This is a genomic window from Paenibacillus donghaensis (assembly GCF_002192415.1).
GTDB lineage: Bacteria > Bacillota > Bacilli > Paenibacillales > Paenibacillaceae > Paenibacillus_AQ > Paenibacillus_AQ donghaensis.
Genome location: NZ_CP021780.1, coordinates 5,183,104 through 5,201,537, shown reverse-complemented (window position 1 = coordinate 5,201,537; position 18,434 = coordinate 5,183,104). Strand labels below are relative to the sequence as shown.

Annotated in this window: 18 protein-coding genes and 1 pseudogene; 16 read left to right on the top strand and 3 right to left on the bottom strand. The window is 49.9% G+C overall.

All coding sequences use genetic code 11. From position 1 onward, the window contains the following. Positions 1–43: 43 nt before the first annotated feature. The 3 genes from B9T62_RS23835 to B9T62_RS23825 all read left to right on the top strand — a co-directional run bounded on the left by B9T62_RS23835 (position 44) and on the right by B9T62_RS23825 (position 2,080). A complete protein-coding gene (locus B9T62_RS23835; RefSeq protein ID WP_087917566.1) occupies positions 44–343 on the top strand; it encodes a YlaH-like family protein in 300 nt (99 codons plus the stop codon). A gap of 95 nt (positions 344–438) precedes the next feature. After that, positions 439–1,530 (top strand): LCP family protein, encoded by a 1,092-nt coding sequence (locus B9T62_RS23830; protein WP_087917565.1) that lies wholly within the window; start codon positions 439–441, stop codon positions 1,528–1,530. A gap of 97 nt (positions 1,531–1,627) precedes the next feature. Then, the gene (locus tag B9T62_RS23825; RefSeq protein ID WP_087917564.1) at positions 1,628–2,080 is read left to right on the top strand and encodes a pyridoxamine 5'-phosphate oxidase family protein; all 453 of its coding nucleotides are present in this window, start codon (positions 1,628–1,630) and stop codon (positions 2,078–2,080) included. A 193-nt stretch (positions 2,081–2,273) separates the two neighbouring features. Here B9T62_RS23825 and B9T62_RS23820 read toward each other — a convergent pair whose 3' ends face one another. Further along, on the bottom strand, positions 2,274–2,840 hold the full coding sequence (locus B9T62_RS23820) for a YhcN/YlaJ family sporulation lipoprotein (protein ID WP_087917563.1): 567 nt from the start codon (positions 2,838–2,840) through the stop codon (positions 2,274–2,276). A gap of 107 nt (positions 2,841–2,947) precedes the next feature. Between B9T62_RS23820 and B9T62_RS23815 the strand changes: the two genes are divergently transcribed. Next, positions 2,948–4,279: a PhoH family protein gene (locus B9T62_RS23815; protein ID WP_087917562.1), complete on the top strand. Its 1,332-nt coding sequence runs from the start codon at positions 2,948–2,950 to the stop codon at positions 4,277–4,279. Between the two features lie 201 nt (positions 4,280–4,480). Beyond that, positions 4,481–5,713: an extracellular solute-binding protein gene (locus B9T62_RS23810; RefSeq protein WP_087917561.1), complete on the top strand. Its 1,233-nt coding sequence runs from the start codon at positions 4,481–4,483 to the stop codon at positions 5,711–5,713. On the opposite strand, the gene B9T62_RS23805 is transcribed toward B9T62_RS23810, so the two are convergent. Together B9T62_RS23805 and B9T62_RS23800 are read right to left on the bottom strand one after the other, a co-directional pair. Then, the gene (locus B9T62_RS23805) at positions 5,705–6,835 is read right to left on the bottom strand and encodes a coiled-coil domain-containing protein (protein ID WP_245864021.1); all 1,131 of its coding nucleotides are present in this window, start codon (positions 6,833–6,835) and stop codon (positions 5,705–5,707) included. The two genes, B9T62_RS23810 and B9T62_RS23805, sit on opposite strands and share 9 nt — an antisense overlap. Positions 6,836–7,007: 172 nt before the next feature. Continuing rightward, positions 7,008–7,244, bottom strand: coding sequence for a DUF2626 domain-containing protein (locus B9T62_RS23800; protein ID WP_087917560.1), 237 nt, complete (start codon positions 7,242–7,244; stop codon positions 7,008–7,010). A gap of 342 nt (positions 7,245–7,586) precedes the next feature. Here B9T62_RS23800 and B9T62_RS23795 point away from each other — a divergent pair, with 342 nt between their 5' ends. The 11 genes and pseudogenes from B9T62_RS23795 to rsmH all read left to right on the top strand — a co-directional run bounded on the left by B9T62_RS23795 (position 7,587) and on the right by rsmH (position 18,417). Next, positions 7,587–8,234, top strand: coding sequence for an RsfA family transcriptional regulator (locus B9T62_RS23795; RefSeq protein WP_087917559.1), 648 nt, complete (start codon positions 7,587–7,589; stop codon positions 8,232–8,234). 156 nt (positions 8,235–8,390) lie between these two features. Then, positions 8,391–9,374, top strand: a complete 984-nt coding sequence (locus B9T62_RS23790) for a ketopantoate reductase family protein (protein WP_157793988.1) — start codon at positions 8,391–8,393, stop codon at positions 9,372–9,374. Beyond that, complete coding sequence (locus B9T62_RS23785; protein ID WP_425436598.1) at positions 9,371–9,811, top strand: hypothetical protein; 441 nt, start codon at positions 9,371–9,373, stop codon at positions 9,809–9,811. Before B9T62_RS23790 ends, B9T62_RS23785 begins: the two co-directional genes overlap by 4 nt. 106 nt (positions 9,812–9,917) lie before the next feature. Beyond that, positions 9,918–11,651, top strand: coding sequence for a peptide ABC transporter substrate-binding protein (locus B9T62_RS23780; RefSeq protein WP_087917556.1), 1,734 nt, complete (start codon positions 9,918–9,920; stop codon positions 11,649–11,651). Positions 11,652–11,868: 217 nt separating this feature from the next. Continuing rightward, positions 11,869–12,801, top strand: a complete 933-nt coding sequence (locus B9T62_RS23775) for an ABC transporter permease (protein ID WP_087917555.1) — start codon at positions 11,869–11,871, stop codon at positions 12,799–12,801. A gap of 35 nt (positions 12,802–12,836) precedes the next feature. Further along, positions 12,837–13,751 (top strand): ABC transporter permease, encoded by a 915-nt coding sequence (locus tag B9T62_RS23770; protein WP_087920396.1) that lies wholly within the window; start codon positions 12,837–12,839, stop codon positions 13,749–13,751. A gap of 9 nt (positions 13,752–13,760) precedes the next feature. Beyond that, positions 13,761–13,998, top strand: a pseudogene (locus tag B9T62_RS23765) (peptide ABC transporter ATP-binding protein); the annotation flags it as partial. Between the two features lie 30 nt (positions 13,999–14,028). Beyond that, complete coding sequence (locus tag B9T62_RS23760) at positions 14,029–14,949, top strand: ABC transporter ATP-binding protein (protein ID WP_087917554.1); 921 nt, start codon at positions 14,029–14,031, stop codon at positions 14,947–14,949. Between the two features lie 160 nt (positions 14,950–15,109). After that, positions 15,110–16,741, top strand: a complete 1,632-nt coding sequence (gene bshC, locus B9T62_RS23755) for a bacillithiol biosynthesis cysteine-adding enzyme BshC (protein ID WP_087917553.1) — start codon at positions 15,110–15,112, stop codon at positions 16,739–16,741. Positions 16,742–16,986: 245 nt separating this feature from the next. Continuing rightward, positions 16,987–17,424, top strand: a complete 438-nt coding sequence (gene mraZ, locus B9T62_RS23750) for a division/cell wall cluster transcriptional repressor MraZ (protein ID WP_087917552.1) — start codon at positions 16,987–16,989, stop codon at positions 17,422–17,424. 39 nt (positions 17,425–17,463) lie between these two features. Beyond that, complete coding sequence (gene rsmH / locus B9T62_RS23745; RefSeq protein ID WP_087917551.1) at positions 17,464–18,417, top strand: 16S rRNA (cytosine(1402)-N(4))-methyltransferase RsmH; 954 nt, start codon at positions 17,464–17,466, stop codon at positions 18,415–18,417. Positions 18,418–18,434 lie beyond the last annotated feature (17 nt).

The following is an 18,434-nucleotide window of genomic DNA, read 5'->3' as shown; positions in this document are numbered from 1 at the left end:
ATATAATGTAGGCGTATCTCAACTTGGGAGGAGTGACTGAGCCGTGCAACGATGGTTCGCCGAGCATCCTGTGATCGCCTACTTGGTTATTTTTATACTGCTGACTTATGTGTACAACAAGGTATTTCGCGTCAACCAGAAGCTGTCGCTTACTAAGGAAATCGTGCTCTATATAATGATGGCGCTGGGCTCGGGTATGCTTCTGATCTTCCAGCATGATAAGCTGCCGATTATCCAGTGTCTGCTCGTTGCCGTAGGTTTGATGCTGCTTGTGCGTATCCGCTATATCGTGGAAGCCCGCCAGAAGAGAAAAGCTGCCGCTATCGCTGCCAAAAGACCTTAAAACGCAACTTTCACCGCTGAAACCTGTCTATATAAGATGAACTTCAGAATGGTCAACATAAATTCAATCGAAGATGAAAAGGACTTTATTCCATTATGACTACACGAAATAACAACTTACCTTCCAGAACTCCCGGTGGGAGCAATAGAGGCAGACCTTCCGGGACTGCCTCCAAGTCCAGAAACACAGCAGCATCGAAGACCAAGCCGAAGAAGGGACCCTTCGCCCGTTTGGCGAGAGCCCTTCTTATCCTGCTCCTGGTGGCGATTCTCGCCGGTCTTGGCTACGGAGGCTACCTATGGTGGAAGCTGGAGCACGGAGTGTTTAACACAGATGCTGGAGGCAGTATAGATCCTGCACAGTCGGCTTCGGTCAAGCCGCTGACGATTCTGCTGCTGGGAACGGACAACCGGCCCAAGCATGCTTCCAACCTGACAGATGTGATCATGGTGGCATCACTCAATCCAGATACCAAATCCGCAACCGTTGTGTCTCTTCCGCGGGACACGCTGGTGCAGCTGAGCGGGTATAAACAGACCAAGATCAATGAGGTATATACGCGGTTTAAGCGCAACGAAGCGGAGTCAGGCAAACGGGCCGAAGACCAGATCAAGACGATGATGGGCAAATACCTGGGAGTTGAGGTCGATTATGTGGTGCTGCTGGATTTCCAGGGCTTTCGCGATGTGGTCGACAAACTGGGTAAGGTCAGCGTCAACATTAGTAGGGATATGTGTTATACCGACAGTGTGGATGGCACGGATATCAACCTGACCAAAGGTCCTGCGAAGCTGGACGGAGACAGTGCGCTGGACTATGTGCGCTACCGCAAGTCTAACTGCAAGCCCAAAACAGCGGCTTCGGATGATTTTGACCGTAATAAACGCCAGAATGAGGTGCTGAATGCCTTGGTTGACAAGCTGCAGTCTTTGGGCGGTGTGCTGAAAATCGGAGGCGTGCTGGATGCGGTCGATGATAACATGAAGACAGATATTGAGGGCGAGCAAATTAAGGACCTGATCACAACCTACATGAAGATATCCAAGTCGGATATTGAATTCAAGCCGGTCACAGGAACCTGGCACAGTCCCTTTGTATATATTAACGACAAAGAGCTTGAAGCGGCCAAACAAAGCCTGCAGGACCGAATTGCCGGCAAATCCTCAGGAGCAGCTGTTGCCCCCTGAGCGTGGCGCTGGGAACGTTAAAATTGAATGCAAGTTTCATCCTGTGCTATAATATAATAAATTGAACGTACTTATGCCGCATAGGGGGCCTGTACTTATGACAGAAGCCGTAGCCCAACTCAATGAATCATTGCTCGCCATGCTGCAACAGGAGACCTTCGTGCTGCTGAATACCGTCGATGCCGAATCAGGCGGTCCAACATCCACAGCCATTTCCTGGATTTATGCCGTCAGCCCTTCCACCCTGCGACTCAGCGTTGACCATCGTTCCAGACTGGTCAACAATATGAAGGTGAATCCTATGGTCACCATCACTGTGTTTGGAGAAGGCACTGTACATGCTATCAACGGCCGTGCTGCGGTTAAGCAGGACCCGCTGGCAGATGTGCCCTTTAAGATGTGTTGCTTTGATATTTCAATTGAAGCGGTGCGCAACGCGCTGTTCTATGGCGCGCAGCTGGACTCCGCTCCACGATATTTGAAGGTATACGACGGACGTGCGGCTGAGAAGCTGGACGCACAAGTGTTTGCCGCCATGCAAAAAGCCTAGTGAGGATATCACTGGGCTTTTTTGAAATAGAAGAAGTTATATGTTGCACACTATAATTTATCCTTCTATTTCCCGCAGAAACGGATGCCTGAAAGCGATACATAGTATCGCTGCTTCGGAAGCATACGCTTTGCAGAGAACGGCAAAGCCGTTTCTACTTGAAATAGAAGAAAGTAAAGAATATGGAGAAACCTCAGCTTCCCTTATACTGCGTATCTTCTGGAAGCTGAGGGATGATCCGGCCGATAATGTCGGCCAGCTCGGAGGTGAAGCCGGAGACGGGATTGCCCTTGGAGATATGCCGGCCCATCTCGGCCAGTCTGCTGGAGAGGTCCATATCTGCCGTGACCAGTGCTTTCACGCTACGCGGGTCCTTGCGGATCGCTTCGGCAACAGAATATTTAATACTTCCAACCCTTGAACGGCTGAGCGAGCCGTCCACATCAATCCCGACAACGGCAACATTGTTCATAACTACACAATGTGCGCCGTTCACGCCAGGCACTCGCTTGGCCAGACGCTCCAGATGTACTTTCAGTTCAACATCGTTATTCTCTTCCGCGTCAGCGGATGGTCCGGCCGCCGATGAGCCTGGGGGAAGGTTCCCGCCTTCTTGTGTCAGCGGCCGAATATTATTACCTTTCTGGTTTACAGCTTGTGCAGATGGTTTATCCTGAGGAGAGGGTGATGTCTCTTTTTTAGCGATACCGCAGCTTGTCAACAGCATCAGTACCAGCATCAGACATAGTGATTTTCTCATATGTGCTTACTCCTTTCGGCTCTAGATCAATGGTTGTAACTTATCTTGCCCTTGGCTGAAATGAGTTATGTATGATCAATCAAACCAGGCGCTGTGGAGGGGATAACATGAAAAAGATATTTGTGCTAGATACCAATGTGCTGCTGCATGATCCCAATTCGATTTTTTCCTTCAAGGAGCATGAAGTTGTTATTCCGGCCGTTGTGCTGGAAGAAATTGACTCCAAGAAGCGAAATGCCGATGAGATCGGCCGCAACGCCCGCACTGTATCCCGTCTGCTGGACGGTCTTCGGGAGCTTGGACACCTGCATAGCGGTGTAGAGCTTGAGCATGGAGGCAAGCTGAAGGTAGAACTGAATCACCGCAGTTTCTTAAAGGTTCAGGAGATGTTCGGAGAGGTTTCGAATGATAACCGCATTCTGGCTGTTGCGCTGAACTATTTGAACGAGGAGAATGAGAAGGAAGATCCCCGGCCGGTAGTGCTGGTAAGCAAGGATGTTCTGGTACGAATCAAAGCGGATGTGCTTGGCATCACCCCTGAGGATTATCTGTCCGACCGGACCGGTGACCTGAACGAGCTGTACAGCGGTTACCAATCCTTACTCGTTCACCCTGCGTTAATCGATGAATATTACAGCCATCGTACCCTTGCCGTCAAACAGCTGTCACTGTCCTATCCGCTCTATCCGAATGAGTTCGTAATTCTCAAGGACGAAATTGGCAGCGGCAAATCTGCTCTGCTCAAAGTGAACAGCGATGCGACCCGCCTGGACCCGCTGTTTCTGGGCAATGACGCAGTATGGGGAATCAGTGCCCGCAATGCCCAGCAGCGTATGGCTCTGGAATTGCTGTTGAACGATGAAATTCCGCTTGTCACCATCACCGGCAAAGCCGGAACAGGCAAGACCCTGCTTGCTCTTGCGGCCGGGTTGTCCAAGGTGGAGGATGAGCATAAATACAAGAAGTTGCTGATTGCCCGTCCGGTTGTACCGATGGGGAAGGATATTGGCTATTTGCCTGGCGAGAAGGATGAGAAGCTTCGTCCCTGGATGCAGCCGATTTATGACAATCTGGAGTACCTGTTTGACACGAAGAAGTCAGGCGATATTGATAAAATATTAATGGGGCTTGGCAGTATTCAGGTAGAGGCGCTGACTTATATCCGCGGACGCTCCATTCCTGCACAATTTATTATCATCGATGAAGCCCAGAATCTGTCGCGGCATGAAGTCAAGACTATAGTTTCCAGAGCCGGTGAAGGCAGCAAGGTGATTCTGATGGGGGACCCCGAGCAGATCGATCACCCTTATCTGGATGCTGCAAGCAATGGCCTCAGCTATATTGTAGAGAAATTCAAGCAGGAAGGCATCAGTGGTCATATCACGCTGGAGAAAGGCGAACGTTCCCGCCTGGCCCAGTTAGCCGCCGATCTTCTCTAGGTCAGCCTGGAAGATGAATGCATACCTTGTAATAGGGATCATGTTAACAACAGCCGGAGCAGTGCTTTGCCGGCTGTTTTTGATGCTGTCCGGCTGCTGGAGGTAATTTTTCCCTTCTATTATAAGAGAACGTTTTCACAAGGGAGACAAGGGGGGAGGGTCTGGTAAAATAGGGAGATATGAACGGGGAGGAGGGATGGTATGCTGAAACGCAAAAATTATTGGCTGCTGTACTTAATTGTAATGCTCTCTCTGATGAGTCTTTCGCCAAGCATGGAACTGGATACGGATGAAGAGAGTTACCGGGTCCAGCGGCCGCAGGACCAGCTGACTTATCCCTCCACCGGGGAGACGGGAGTGGTAGAACGCCTGCGGATCAGTGTTTCACTGAGCCGGACAGAATTTCTGGAGCTGCAGGCGCTCAGCAGCAGCTATACGCAGTCCAGTGGAATTGAGATTCTGCTGAGCAACCGGGATGGCGAGGATGCGGAACAGCAGCTCAAGCAGGACCTCACCCTTGGAGACAGTCCCGATATCATTATGACGGATGCGCGGAATATTCTTGATCTGGCCACTCAGGGTTATTTGTTGCCGGTCGATGTATACCAGAGCATTCCCGGAAGCGCTCCGCTCACTGGCTTAATTCCCCAGATGCAGTGGAACGGCTATGATTGGGGGGTTCCGCTCGATGTCGATCCCTATGTGATTGCCTATTCGCCCGAACGTTTGGCCGGGCTGGGAATAAAACAATTACCACGCAGTCTGGACGAGTGGGATCAGCTGCTGCAGGGTTTCCCGCCGCAGGATGGCAAATATTTGCTTGCGCTGGATACACGCAATGCGTATGGATTATCCGCCTTGTTGCAGAATGTAGGCAGCAGCCTGCTGGAGAATGATGTGGAGGCGCTGGGATGGGTGCAGAGCCACCGGGGCCAATTCTATTTGACCAGCCGCTACAATGAAGATATTTGGGACATGCTGAAGAGCGGAACGCTTGCAGCCGCTGCGGTACCGCTATCGGAATGGCAGCAGCGCGGCGATTCTACGCTTGCTGCAGAAGCGCCGCTGACAGTAGAGAAGGGAGCATGGCCCGAAGCCTTATACAGCCGTTCCTTTGCTCTTCCGGCGCAGTCGCAGAATCCCGAGGAGGCGGTCAAGTGGCTGGCTTTTATTACCTCTGAAGCTTCACAGCGCGAATGGATGCAGAGCACAGGCCGTTTGCCGGCTCTTGAGCTGCTGTACCGTTCCGGCCAACTGCTCAGCTACAATCTGCCTTTCAGCACGGACCTTCTGCTGACAGACGAAGCCGCCCCTGCAGATAAATCGCGGGGCGGCTGGGCGGAGATTATGGAAGCTGCTGCGGGGCTGCTCACAGGCAAGCTTGATACTGCAGGATATCTTGCAGCAACCGGTGAAGCCGATGCTTCAGAATGATAAAGAGAGCAACACGTAAAGAACTCCATCCTTGCTGTCCACTTCAGTTGCGCGCAGCAGAGAAATGATTTTGCCGGGATAGAAGCCAAGATCGAATTCATCTTCAAGGGTTTGGCGGGTAGTATCCGGCAGCTCCAGTCCATTGAACACCACATGATCGACATGGAACATGAGCCCGTTCACGGGTTCTTCCTGAATCGTATAATGGCCCGTCAAGCTCAGAGACAACTGACCGCTTGTCCCGGAGGCCGTAATCGTACCCTCATTGAACTCAAAAGCAAAACCCTCAAACAGCTTGTTCTGATCCTTCAGGAATTCATTTAGATCCTCTTCCTTCAGCTTAAGCTCATAGGTCATGCCTTTGCGCTCAAGTACCCCGTCCTTATTCTGGAGATACTGCGGCAGCTTGTTCATCGCTGCTGACAACGCCTTGAAATAGGTTTTGACCTCATGAATACCGATATTCTCCCAATACAGTGTGAATTCATTAAGCAGGGCTGTCATGCTGGCCGGATCACTGCTGCTTGTAACTCCGCCTTCAATCTCCTTGTTCAAGGCGGCCACACGAACCTTCTGTTCCTCCAAGACCTGTCTCAGCTCGGCGAGTTCCTTCGAGGTGCGCTGGGCAGCAGTCAATGTAGCTTGGAGATCCTTATACTGCTTCTTGTAATCAGAGAGAATGTCCTGGTCGCGCCCGATAATCATCTCATAATAGTCAAATAGCGAAATGACCCTGCTGATGCTGCGCGCCGAGAGGAATGCGGCCAGTAGACCGTCTCTGTCCCCCATATAATAGGAGCGCACAATGGCTCCGGCACGTTCCTGCTTGTCGGCTATGGCTGCTTCTTTTTCTTGCGCCTGCTTGCTGAGCTGAGCCGTCTTCTGTTCAAGCGCCTGTTGGTCCGCTGTAATTCGGCTGATTTCCCGTTCGATTTCGGCAGAAGACAAAGTCTGCTCAAGCAGCTTGCGGGTTTCTTCATTATCCGGCAAGTTAAGTGAGGAAGGCGCAGGGGGAGCGGAAGTGGCGGATAGCTGGGATAAGGGCTGAGAGGGCAGCATGAAACATAGGATGAAGAGAAGTATGGCTGCATTCAAACGGCGTCTACTGTTGCGGGAAAGCACCACACCACCACCTTTGGTTTGGTATAAGACAGCTATGTATACATAATATGTGTAACCCTGCTAAAATATCATACCCTGTTTCGGCTGCGGCTCCTACAGTAAACAACAAAAAAACGGAAGTGCCCCGCCTTGGCTGGGGAGCAGTATCCGTTTCAATGAAGCAAACCCTGATTTAAAGCGGCAGACCCATTTGAAACACAGTCCAATAGCTGAAGCCTGTGAAGGTAACAATCATGTATCCCCAGAAGAGGAGGATATAAGTTTTTTCGGTAAATTTCAGATAACCCAGGATTACGAAGAACGCAGTCTGCAGGAAAAACAGCAAAGCCATTTCGGTCAAGCCGCCGGCGAATGCCATCAGCCCGATCACAAGTGTGAAAAAACCCAATACCCGAAACATCCGGTCCATGAATTTCCCCCTCCCAGGATATAACTGTCAGAAACTCCATACCTGAATTATACCTGCTCGCTAAAGCACTGTAAACGAATTCACCCAAAAAAAGCGGCAATTCAGCAATAAAAGTGATAAAAATAATTGACATATTAATTTCTGCTGTGAAATTGAGAAAATATAGCAATGAGCGTATGAGGTGACGACAAAATGGAAATACAATTTAGTATCAAATAGATTCTATGAACTCTATTAGAGGCATAGAAATGAAGTAAGCAGCTTTTATCCCTATGCACTATCCGGCGGAGCTGCCGGTGATGAAGATGGTTATTTCAAGATGTTGTTAGGAGGTTTGGCTTTATGACAGCCATTAGACAGGATGCCTGGAGTGCGGAAGATGATTTGGTATTGGCAGAAGTGACATTACGGCACATACGGGAGGGCAGCACACAGCTGGCTGCTTTCGAAGAGGTAGGGGAAAAAATCGGCAGAACGTCTGCCGCTTGCGGATTCCGCTGGAACAGCTGTGTCCGTAAGAGTTATGAAGAAGCTATCGGAATAGCGAAAAGCCAGCGGCAGAAACGCAGTTATTTGAAAAAGCAGCCTGTAGCGCGCGGCGCTCAGGTGGCGGGTCTGATTCTCGGTGATCTGGAAGAGGATTATGGACGCAGTGAAGGCCTGGGGGAAAATTCATTATCGATTGATGCCGTGATCCGTTTCCTGCGGCAATGGAAGGGGACATTCCATGAGTCGGGACGCCAGCTCAAAATGCTGGAGCGGGATCTGCGTGAGAAAGAGGATGAGCTGTCCCAGCTCAGAACTGAAAATGAGCGGTTATCGAAAGAGGTCAATCTGGCTCAAAGCGACTACCGGGTAGTCAATGATGATTACAAAGCGCTGATCCAGATTATGGATCGGGCACGTAGACTCGCCTTCCTTAATGAGGAAGAGGAAGAGAAGACCCGCTTCAAAATGGATGCCAACGGCAACCTGGAACGAATCGAATAAATGCTTCTATACCTGTAAATCCCGTAGGGCGGCTGTGTATGATGCCGGAGCTGCGGGGTTTTTTGGAAAGATAAGAATTTATATGCTTTGTGCTATAATTTGCAAGGTCAAGCTATACTAATAAAAATACAAATGAATGCCACTCCGGAGGTTAGGATGAAAATTGATATGATTGGTGCAGGCTCTCTGGGGCTGCTGCTGGCAGGAAGCCTGATTGAAGCGGGACATGAGATCCGGCTGTGGTGCCGTACCAGCGAGCAGAGCGCGGAATTATACGCCAAAGGTATCACTGTTAGCGATGAGAAGGGGCGGGCAAGGCTACAGATAGCGGGGGAACGGTTCGCCGCCTCACCGGTTGAAGACTTCTCCGGCCACTATCTGCAGCAGTCCGCAGACTTGATTGTCATTACGGTGAAGCAGAATGTATTCCATGAGCAGCTGCCGCAATATCTTCTCCCGCTTCAGAGGACGGCCCCCGTGGTGGTATGTTTCCAGAACGGTATCGGGCATATGGAGCTGCTGGAAAGACTGCTTCCGCAAGCGGATATCTATGCTGCCGTGACAACGGCAGGCTCGAGAAGGAAGACACTAACTGAGGTTATTTCACCCGCCAACGGGGGAATATGGGTAGGAAGGTGGCTTACGGCAGAGCTAAATGGTGGGGCGGATGATTCTGCCGTGCAGACAGCTGGAGTAGCAATAAGTTTTGTCCACGCGCTTTCAGCAGCAGGATTCGCAGCTTTTTTGTCGAAACAAGTGGTTACCATGATTTACCGGAAGCTTCTGATCAATGCTGTAATTAATCCGCTTACCGCGATTTGGCGAGTGCCCAACGGTGAACTTCTGGCCTCGGAGCAGCGTCTGGCCGTGATGAGAGAGCTGTATGAGGAGGCCCTCCGGGTCTATGATGCCGCAGGCATCGACTATGAGGCAGACAGCTGGGAGAGTATTCTTGAGGTATGCCGGACCACTGCCGGAAACACCTCATCAATGCTTGCTGATATTCTCGCGGCAAGAAGAACAGAAATCAGCTGGATTAATGGCAGTATTGTTGGGATGGCGGAGCGGCTTAACATGGAGGTTCCTCTACACCGCTGGATCAGTCGGCTGGTGGAGGGCATGTTCGCTGAGGAGAGGTGAAGCTGCTTGGGATTCCTGCTGAATTCGTTCGTGACTTTAAGCGTAATACCCGTTGTTCCGTTTATGATCGTTTATTTTATCGGGACCGGTTTGAAAAAAGAGCAAAAAAAGACTGTTTTGCTGGCTATGGACGTGACCACACTGTTTTTGTTTCTTTCGGTTTCAGCCTTGTTCAACAACCTGTTCAACTCAGGTTTCGGGTTCTACCTTATACTAATTATTGTATTAATATCCGCCGGACTGATTGGCAGCGCACAGAGTCGGGTCAAAGGTACGGTGGATGGAAAGCGGCTGCTGCGGGCCGTTTGGAGACTTTCCTTCTTTTTTCTAGGCACTTTTTATTTGTTGTTTATGCTCATAGGCCTTATTCAGTACATATCACAAGCCATGTAATGTTCAATTGCTCCGGTAAAGCGTCAATGTCACAAAATTTTTAAGTTTTAAAAAAAATGGGTTTTCAGAAAACATTACTCTAGATTTTTTTGACCACTGGTTGTATAATCATAAACCATATACCACATTCTATTTAGGGGGAACTGCTAGATGAAAAAGAGTAAAAGTCTATTGCTTATGTTTGCGCTAGTTCTTGTAATCAGCACAGTGCTTGCTGGTTGCGGCGGAAACAAAGCAAACAATGGCAACACAGCCAGCCCGACCAACGCGGCGGGTACTGAAGGCAACGGAAATGCAGAGCCAGGAAATGCTGCTGGTGATGAGAAACTGGCTGCTGACCAGACGCTCCATATCAACTTGAGCTCGGAGCCTCCGACTTTTGACCCTGCACAAGCACAGGATAATCAGGCCCACACTGTTCTGAAATTAATGTACGAAGGCTTGACCAATATGAACGACGAAACAGGACAACCAGAGAAAGGTATTGCCGATAACTGGGAAGTTTCCGCTGACGGCTTGAAATACACTTTCAAATTGCGCGATGCGCAGTGGAGTAATGGAGACGCTGTAAAAGCCAGCGATTTCGTATATGCCTGGAAACGGGTTCTTGATCCTAAAGCAGTATCTCCAGCACCATATGCTTATCAATTGTACTACCTCAAGAATGCCGAATCATATAATCTCGAAAAAGGCGTAACTGACTTCAATGAAGTTGGCGTCAAGGCAATTGATGATAAAACGCTTGAAGTTACTCTGGAGAACCCAACTCCATACTTCCTTGGTTTGCTTTCCTTCTACACATATTACCCTGTTCACCCATCCATCGAGGGTAATGAGAAATGGGCCACAAATAAAGATACTATGATCGTTAACGGTCCTTACACTCTTACAGAGTGGACCACAGGCCAATCTATTGAGGTTACCAAGAACGACAAGTACTACGATAAAGACAAAATCAAATTGAGCAAAATTGATATGACCCTTGTAAATAGCGGCGCTACTGAATTGCTTAGCTACAAGAGTGGAGAACTTGACCGTGCAGGTAATCCGAACGGTGAGATTCCTACAGAGCAGCTTCCCGTAGTTGCCAAGGAACTTCCGGATGAATTCAACAGCAAAGGCATTGCATCTGTGTACTACTATCAGTTCAATGTAACTGAGAAACCATTCACCAACGCCAAGATTCGTAAAGCACTGGCTATGTCTATCAGTCGCCAGCCGCTGATCGATAAGGTAACACTGGGAGGACAATTCCCTGCTTATGGCTATGTCCCTAAGGGTATTGTAGGTGTTGAGAAAGAATTCCGTGATGAAGTTCAAGACACAGCTTATTTCACAGAAGATTTTGCTGAAGCCAAGAAATTGCTTGCCGAAGGTATGCAAGAAGAGGGTATGACTACACTTCCACCAGTTACCCTGATCTACAATACAAATGAGAACCACAAGAAGATTGCGCTGGCTGTAGGCGATATGTGGAAGACCAACCTGGGCATCGATGTCAAACTTGAAAACCAGGAATGGGCAAGTTTCATCGAAAATCGTCAGAACCTGAACTATCAGGTATCTCGTGCAGGTTGGGTAGCAGACTACAATGATCCAATGACATTCTTTGATATGTGGGTAACCGGTGGTGGTAACAATACTACCGGCTATGCAAATCCGGAGTATGACAAATTGATTGCTGAAGCCAAAGCAAGCAGCGATAACAAATTACGCAATGAGAAATTTGCTGCCGCTGAGAAAATGCTGATTCAGGATGATATGGTTATCATGCCGATCTACTACTACACAGGAAACTCCCTGACTAAGCCGTATCTTAAAGGGGTTACCGTTGATTTCAGCGGTGCAGTAGATTATCGTTACGCTTACTTGCTGGAGCACTAGGTTAAATTTAGTGGAAACAACTGAATAGATAGGAATCTGGAGTTAGTAATTACTTCGGGATATATATGTGGAATTCCATATATATCCCTTTTTTTTGTATGTTCGGCAATTTTCAATTAACTTGTTAAACTTACAAAAAATAGGAAATGGACAAAAGGCTACATTTCTCATAAAATCTAGTTATGTGTTGAAATTTGTCAAAGGAGGTGCTGACGGCATGTTGCGTTATATTGGAAATAAGTTATTCTATACACTTGTATCGTTGTTTGTATTGATTACCGCTACTTTTTTCCTGATGAAAGCTATTCCAGGTGATCCGTTTACAGCGGAGAAAAAAGTCTCCGATGAGATACTTCAACGTCTCTATCAGCAATATGGATTGGACAAGTCTATTCCGGAGCAATATGTAACCTATCTTGGAAACATTGTGAAGGGTGATTTCGGGATATCGATGAAACGCTTGAATCAGGACGTATCCGGCATTATCGGACAAACCTTCTCAGCTTCCTTGAAGCTCGGTGTTGTGGCGATTATCTTCGCAGTAATCGTCGGGGTTCTCCTCGGGATGCTGGCGGCGCTCTATCACCGCAAATTCCTTGACAGTGCCGCGATGGTGATGGCGGTCTTGGGGATCGCTGTTCCAAGCTTCGTGGTTGCCTCGGTGCTGCAATATTTCTTTGCGTTTAAGCTGGGGCTGCTGCCTGTATCAGGCTTTAAGACACCGCTTCATTACGTGCTGCCGGTGCTTGCGCTCTCGGCTCAGCCGATAGCCTTTATTGCACGTCTGACGCGTTCAAGCATGCTGGAAGTGCTGCATGCGGATTATATCAAGACAGCCAAAGCCAAAGGACTCTCCTGGTTCCAGATTCTGTCGAAGCATGTGCTGCGCAATGGAATCCTGCCGGTAGTTACTTACATGGGACCAATGACGGCTAACATCGTTACCGGTTCAGTTGTTATCGAGCAAATCTTCGGAATCGGCGGAATCGGCAAACAATTCGTCGAAGCCATCGGCGTACGCGATTATCCGATTATTATGGGAATTACAATTTTCTACGGGATTCTGCTTATGGCCGCCCGTCTTATCACGGATATTGCTTATGTGTTTATTGATCCGCGTATCAAACTATCCAGCGGGAAGGAGGGCTAACAGTGGCTACTGAACCAAACCTGAGCAAAGTGGAGATGAACCTCAGACCTGAGGATTTCCAGAAAATCGGTATCGACGAGAAGCAGGCTGAAGTCATTCAGCGCGAGAGCTTGTCGGCATGGCAGGATTCATGGCAGCGGCTGCGCCAGAACAAAATGTCGATGGCCGCCTTGATTGTGATGCTGTTGATTATTGTAGCCGCATTTACATTGCCTTATTTGTCCCAATATAACTATTATTCCAATGACCTGATGAATGCCAATCAGAAGCCTTCCCTGGCTCATCTGTTTGGTACGGATGATTTAGGCCGTGACATTTTTGTCCGTACCTGGTACGGCGCGCAGATCTCACTTAAGGTAGGTTTAGCCGCTGCGGCTATTGACCTTTTTATCGGCGTGATTTATGGCGGAATCATGGGCTTCTACGGCGGACGTGTAGACAGCATTATGAACAAATTCTCCGAAATTCTCTATTCAATTCCTTATCTGCTTGTTGTAATTCTCTTGCTAGTAGTTATGGAACCAAGTCTCTTTACGATCATATTAGCCTTAACGATCACCGGCTGGATTACGATGTCCTGGATTGTGCGCGGTGAGATAATGCAGCTGAAGAATCGTGAATTCATTCTCGCCTCCCGCTCTATGGGAGCAAGCGGCAATCGACTGCTGTTCAAGCACTTGTTGCCGAATGCTGTCGGTCCTATTATCGTAACCATTACCCTGTCGGTTCCAAATGCCATTTTTGCCGAAGCTTTCCTCAGCTTCCTCGGACTTGGTGTACAGGCCCCTATCGCTTCGCTCGGGTCCATGATCAATGATGCCCTGACCGGCTGGCTGCTGTATCCTTGGCGCTTCCTGTTCCCGGCTGTTCTGATCAGCTTGACGATGCTGTCATTCAATATTTTTGGTGACGGTCTTCGTGATGCGCTTGATCCTAAGCTGAAAAAATAAGCGGGAATACTGCTTCACAAAAGCTTGAAACAAATGGAATCCATTTCGCGGCAAGGATATTGGCATGATCTTTCAAGACCCGATGACCTCTCTTAACCCAACGATCCGTGTGGGCAAACAGATAACCGAAGTTTTGATCAAACATCAGAATATGTCAGCGGCCGAAGCGAAGCAGCAAGGGGTAGACATGCTGAAACTGGTTGGCATTACCCATGCGGAGGCTCGCTTTAACCAATATCCCCACGAAACATAACATGGCCAAGGAGGTGCAGTATACTTGAGTAAGAACCTGATCGAAGTAGAAGGTCTTAAGAAATATTTCAATGTTGGCAAGGGTAAGGTTCTGAAGGCTGTTGACAATATCAGCTTCAACATCCGCGAAGGTGAAACGCTGGGAATGGTGGGCGAATCCGGCTGCGGCAAAACAACGGCAGGACGTACCGTGCTCCGCTTGTATGAACCTACGGCCGGCAGTGTGAGATATAATGGTACGGATATCTACAAGCTGTCCTCCGGCAAAATGAAAGCGATGCGCCGCGACATGCAGATGATCTTCCAGGACCCTTATGCTTCATTAAATCCGCGGTTTACCGTACAGGATATCATCGGCGAAGCGCTGGACATTCACGGTATGGCCGGCAGCCGGGCAGAACGCAAGAAACGGATTGAAGAGCTGCTCGATATGGTTGGACTCAACCATGACCATGCTACCCGTTATCCGCATGAATTCTCCGGCGGACAACGCCAGCGTATCGGGATTGCCCGTTCGCTTGCCGTAAATCCGAAGTTCATCGTCTGCGATGAGCCGATTTCTGCACTTGACGTGTCCATCCAGGCGCAGGTAGTCAACCTGCTGAAGGAATTACAGGACCGTCTGGGCTTGACCTACCTGTTCATTGCGCATGACCTGTCGATGGTTAAACATATCAGTGACCGTGTAGCGGTAATGTACTTAGGCAAAATGGTAGAGCTGGCGGAAAGTGAAGAACTGTATGCCAACCCGCTTCATCCCTACACCCAATCATTGCTGTCTGCCATTCCGGTTCCCGATCCGGAAGTTGAAGCAGGCAAAAAGCGGATGCATCTGCATGATGAGTTGGGAACTCCGATCTTTGCACAAGGTGAGGAAACCAATGAAGCTGAAACCCAACTGGTGGAAGTTTCCAAAGGGCATTTCGTGGCCAAGGCTTACGCCTAAAGGTTCATTGCTTATAAGCCGCCGGAGGATCTCCGGCGGCTTTGCTATGTAGAGAAGAGTTAAGCATTTCTTTGACGCCGCCGCTTCCTTTGGTTACAATCAGTAAGTGCTTAAGAACTGTGCTTACATAAGCAGGGTAGTAGAACAGGAGGCTGAAGTGATGAATGTTGTACCTCAACCGCTGCCGGGCGGCTCTGCGCTCGCAGGCGACTATATAAATCGGTATGAGACCGTGGCGCATCTGTACGGCGGTGATTTCAGGGATAAAGAGAGCCGCAGCAAACGGGCGGCATGGCTGGATGGCAGTGAGCAGCTTCGTGCGGGACGTGCGGATATGGTGGAATGTCTGGAGCAATACAACAGCCGGCATAATGCTCATCCCGCTGTGACTGCTTCCCTGGAGCTGCTGAAGCAGCCGGGAACCTTGGCTGTAACCGGAGGCCAGCAAAGCGGACTGTTTACAGGTCCGTTGCTGGTTGTGTATAAGGCCATGACTATAATTCAGGCGGCGAAGGAAGCTGCTGCGCAGCTGGGACGGCCGGTGGTGCCGCTGTTCTGGATTGCCGGCGAGGATCATGACTGGGATGAGGTTAACCATACGTATGTGTTGAACCGTTCTCAGGAAATCACCAGGATTAAGCTGGATAAACCTGAAGATACCCGAACCTCTGTCAGCGAGATCAAGATTGGGGAAGAGCATTGGAAGCTGCTCGCTGAGCAGCTGGACGGGCTGCTGCAGGAGAGTGAATTCAAGCCGCAGATTATGCAGTTCGTTGCCGAATCGTCCCAAGCCGGAGCGAGCATGTCGGATGCTTTTGCCAAGCTGATGGGCTCCTTGTTTGGCCGGTTTGGTCTGATTCTGCTCGATTCCGCCGATCCGAATCTGCGCAGGCTGGAGCAGCCGTTTTTTGCCACACTGCTGGAGCGGAATGACGAACTGGAAACGGCTTATCTGAAGTCGGCGGCAGAGATTACAGGCGCGGGGTACGAGCTGCAAGCCGCGGTTACCGCTGGCTGTGCTAACCTCTTTTATATCCATGAAGGCACACGGCTGCTGCTCTACAAGAAGGATGGCAGATACGCCGACCGCAAGGATACCGTCTCCTTCACGCTTGAAGAATTGCAGCAGCAGCTGGAGGCTTACCCGCAGCGCTTCAGCAACAATGTGCTGACCCGCCCGCTGATGCAGGATTATGTGCTGCCGGTGCTGGCAACCGTGCTGGGCCAGGGTGAAATCGCCTATTGGGCCATACCGCATCATGCGTTCGGAGTAGTCGGGGGGGAGATGCCTCTGATTCTTCCGCGAATGTCGTTTACCGTCATTGAAGGTACACTCCATAAGCATATGGACAAATATCAGCTAACGTTTGAGGATGTGTATAAAGGTCTGGACGAGAGAAGACAGCAGTGGCTGGCAGCACAGGATGAGCTGGAGCTGGAGCAGCGCTTCGAGGAAGCCAAAGCCGCGTTCACCACGCTCTATGAACCGCTTGTCGAGCAGCTGGGAATGATTCAAGCCGGACTGCTGAAGCTGGGAAACAACAATAAGGACAAGATCCTCGACCAAATTTCATTCCTGCAGGCCAAAGCCAAGGATGCGGTAGAGAAGCAGAACGAAGCAGCGCTGCGGCAATGGGAGCGGATTGAGTTCTCGCTGATGCCCAGTGGCAAACCGCAGGAGAGAGTATATAACCTGATGTATTATTTGAACCGCTACGGACCGGAATGGATTGACGGGTTAATGACTATAGAGCCGGAGTTCAGCGGCTTGCACCGTATTATATATATGTAAGGAAAAGTCTAGTCGTGTCGATGTTAAGCAGTGGTCCAAGCCGCCAGCCGGATGAGATATCCGGCCTGAGCGGCTTTTTTGGCTGGAAGATCCTTTGCTCCTTGAATATTTAGGACCTCTTGACAAAGCTGGTGAAATTACCTTGCACCAGAAAAAGGGTTTTGATTTTTAATGGCGAATCTATTATGCTTAAGTGGTGAAAAGTGGGGCAAAGTGGGGAATAAGGCGTTAGGAGTGGGCCAATCATGTTCATGGGCGAGTATCAGCATACCATTGATGACAAGGGCCGGATCATTATCCCGGCCAAGTTCCGTGACATGCTCGGGGCGTCCTTTGTGGCGACGCGGGGCCTGGACTCTTGCCTGTTTGTCTACCCCATGGAGGAATGGGCTATTATGGAGCAGAAGCTCAAGAGCCTCTCACTGATGAAATCGGATGCCCGTGCATTCAGTCGCTTTTTTTTCTCGGGAGCTACGGAATGCATATGGGACAAGCAGGGAAGGGTAAATCTGCCGGGCAATTTGCGGCAATATGCCAAGCTGGACAAGGACTGTGTCATTCTGGGCGTATCGAACCGGGTGGAGATCTGGAACAAGGAGCTATGGGAGCAGTACTTCGAACAGTCTGAGGAATCGTTCAACGAAATCGCCGAGAAGCTGGTGGATTTCAATTTTGATCTATAACATACACCATTAAGAAATATTGCCCTGGAGGGATGCAGCTTGTTTCACCACATCACGGTGCTTAAGGAAGAAGCGACAGAAGGGCTGCAGATCAAGGAAGATGGAATCTATGTCGACTGCACGCTCGGCGGAGCGGGGCACAGCGGACTCATCGCATCGAAGCTCAGCGAGGCTGGCCGGCTGATCTGTCTGGACCAGGATGACTGGGCCTTGGACAATGCTAAGCAGCAGCTTGCGGAATACGGAGAGCGGATTGTGCTGGTCAAGACCAACTTCCGCGATCTCGAGACAGTGCTGGGGGACCTGCCTTTTGTTCCACAGAAGGACGGCGTGCCTCAGGTAGACGGAATTCTGTTTGATCTTGGTGTATCCTCGCCGCAGTTTGACGAAGGGAATCGGGGCTTCAGCTATAATCACGATGCCCCGCTCGATATGCGGATGGATCAGTCGGCAGAGCTTACGGCAGCAACCATTATCAACACATGGTCCGAGCAGGAGATTGCCCGCGTGCTTTTCCAATATGGAGAAGAGAAATTCTCGCGGCGGATTGCCCGCAAGATTGTGGACCGCCGGGCCGTGCAGCCTGTAGAAGGTACGGGAGAGTTGGCCGAGCTGATCAAGGAAGGCATTCCGGCCGCAGCACGGCGCACGGGAGGACATCCTGCCAAGCGCAGCTTTCAGGCGCTTCGGATTGCCGTCAACGACGAGCTGGGCGCTTTTGAGGAAGGACTGCACAGCGCGGTCCGCTGCCTGGCTCCGGGAGGAAGAGTATCGGTGATCACCTTCCACTCGCTGGAGGACCGGATCTGCAAGCAGATCTTTGCCGGCTACTTAAGCCGCTGTACCTGCCCGCCTGATTTACCATATTGCGTATGCGGAGCAGAAGGCACATTGAAGCTGGTTAACCGCAAGCCAAGAGTGCCATCCGAAGCGGAATTGGAACAGAACCCGCGTGCACGCTCAGCCAAGCTGCGTATAGCAGAGAAATTGTAAATGATGATAAAGGAGAA

Bases quoted from the DNA above. Each gene is read 5' to 3' on its own strand.
- B9T62_RS23830 (WP_087917565.1), top strand. From the start codon at position 439: ATGACTACACGAAATAACAACTTACCTTCCAGAACTCCCGGTGGGAGC.
- B9T62_RS23825 (WP_087917564.1), top strand. From the start codon at position 1,628: ATGACAGAAGCCGTAGCCCAACTCAATGAATCATTGCTCGCCATGCTG.
- B9T62_RS23820 (WP_087917563.1), bottom strand. From the start codon at position 2,840: ATGAGAAAATCACTATGTCTGATGCTGGTACTGATGCTGTTGACAAGC.
- B9T62_RS23815 (WP_087917562.1), top strand. From the start codon at position 2,948: ATGAAAAAGATATTTGTGCTAGATACCAATGTGCTGCTGCATGATCCC.
- B9T62_RS23810 (WP_087917561.1), top strand. From the start codon at position 4,481: ATGCTGAAACGCAAAAATTATTGGCTGCTGTACTTAATTGTAATGCTC.
- B9T62_RS23800 (WP_087917560.1), bottom strand. From the start codon at position 7,244: ATGGACCGGATGTTTCGGGTATTGGGTTTTTTCACACTTGTGATCGGG.
- B9T62_RS23795 (WP_087917559.1), top strand. From the start codon at position 7,587: ATGACAGCCATTAGACAGGATGCCTGGAGTGCGGAAGATGATTTGGTA.
- B9T62_RS23790 (WP_157793988.1), top strand. From the start codon at position 8,391: ATGAAAATTGATATGATTGGTGCAGGCTCTCTGGGGCTGCTGCTGGCA.
- B9T62_RS23780 (WP_087917556.1), top strand. From the start codon at position 9,918: ATGAAAAAGAGTAAAAGTCTATTGCTTATGTTTGCGCTAGTTCTTGTA.
- B9T62_RS23775 (WP_087917555.1), top strand. From the start codon at position 11,869: ATGTTGCGTTATATTGGAAATAAGTTATTCTATACACTTGTATCGTTG.
- B9T62_RS23770 (WP_087920396.1), top strand. From the start codon at position 12,837: ATGAACCTCAGACCTGAGGATTTCCAGAAAATCGGTATCGACGAGAAG.
- bshC (WP_087917553.1), top strand. From the start codon at position 15,110: ATGAATGTTGTACCTCAACCGCTGCCGGGCGGCTCTGCGCTCGCAGGC.
- mraZ (WP_087917552.1), top strand. From the start codon at position 16,987: ATGTTCATGGGCGAGTATCAGCATACCATTGATGACAAGGGCCGGATC.